The sequence below is a fragment of the Vibrio sp. MMH1-50 genome, from assembly GCF_022347645.1.
GTDB lineage: Bacteria > Pseudomonadota > Gammaproteobacteria > Enterobacterales > Vibrionaceae > Vibrio > Vibrio harveyi.
This window is the reverse complement of record NZ_JAKRGG010000092.1, coordinates 1-1,134: the sequence shown is the minus strand read 5'-3', so window position 1 is coordinate 1,134 and position 1,134 is coordinate 1. Positions and strand designations below refer to the sequence as shown.

Sequence of the window (1,134 nt, the reverse complement as noted above, 5' to 3'; positions counted from 1 at the left end):
GTTATACACATAAATCACTTCTTCACTATTCGATAGATCGCAATTTAGAGCAGATAACATCTCTACAAAGTAAGCATTATGTGTAACCCCTCGAGAGTTTGCACTCCAAAGGTAGACTTCATCATCTTCAGCATTACTTGGATCATCACTATCAATACGAATACCTTGCCAAATAACATTGGTAGCAAAGGGATTGTCGGCATGGCGTGATTGCATGGTTAACTCTGGAAAACTAAAGCGTCCCTCATTGTCAGTTGTCGTGTAATCATGTATTTCATCATCGGTAACATCGATAAATTCATAGCTTCTTTTTAATTTAACACCAGGTAAGGGGGAACCATTGTTGGTAAGTTTTCCAGTCACTGGAGGGAACAGCTGAACCGTTTTCTTTCTAAACATTTTGTTCTCCAAGCCAAAATCTGAAAGTGTAAAAACTAACAGAAAACTGAGGTGTGTTAACGATAGTAAACCTCTAAGCATAGCCAAATTATTGATATGCATATGGTTTGTCTCTGGCATGCTATATGCCGAAAACAGAACTGGCAATATTGTCTAAGGCAAGATAGTGATCAATTTGGATTTGTTGTCAAAAATGAGAAGTCAGTTCATTGGAGCGGCTTGCTATTATATTTACCGTTAACAGGAACCTTCATTTTTTCAATCGTTTATTAGACTGAAACCTCCTTAGATGCGTTATGCGACAGCCTCTGGACAGAAGTTATTTGTTGTTAATGTCCTCAAATGATTATGTCCAACAATGAGTTTAGAAATGTTTTTGTATGTGAAGTAAGAGCGCAATTCTTCGTTTTTTATTCAATAATAGAATGGAAAAAATTAGTTGGCTCAGAGGTTAATCTTGGAGGAAGTATTGTCATTTTTATCCCCTAAATTAATCCATTAATATTTCCGTACTTATCCAAATTTTTAAGCTCATCAAACTCTTCAATGTCTGCGGCTTTTCTTTTTTCAATTTCAGATCGTTTAGGCCATCTACAAATGCTGACTATAGGGTATACAATTACGCCACTGGAGTATTTTGAGTTATACACATAAATCACTTCTTCACTATTCGATAGATCGCAATTTAGAGCAGATAACATCTCTACAAAGTAAGCATTATGTGTAACCCCTCGA

Annotated in this window: 1 protein-coding gene and 1 pseudogene; both read right to left on the bottom strand. The window is 36.1% G+C overall.

From position 1 onward, the window contains the following. A partial coding sequence (locus MHO32_RS25705; RefSeq protein ID WP_239215034.1) for a carboxypeptidase-like regulatory domain-containing protein occupies positions 1–399 on the bottom strand: 399 nt, incomplete at its 3' end. Between the two features lie 485 nt (positions 400–884). Continuing rightward, positions 885–1,134: pseudogene (locus MHO32_RS25700) on the bottom strand (carboxypeptidase-like regulatory domain-containing protein); the annotation flags it as partial.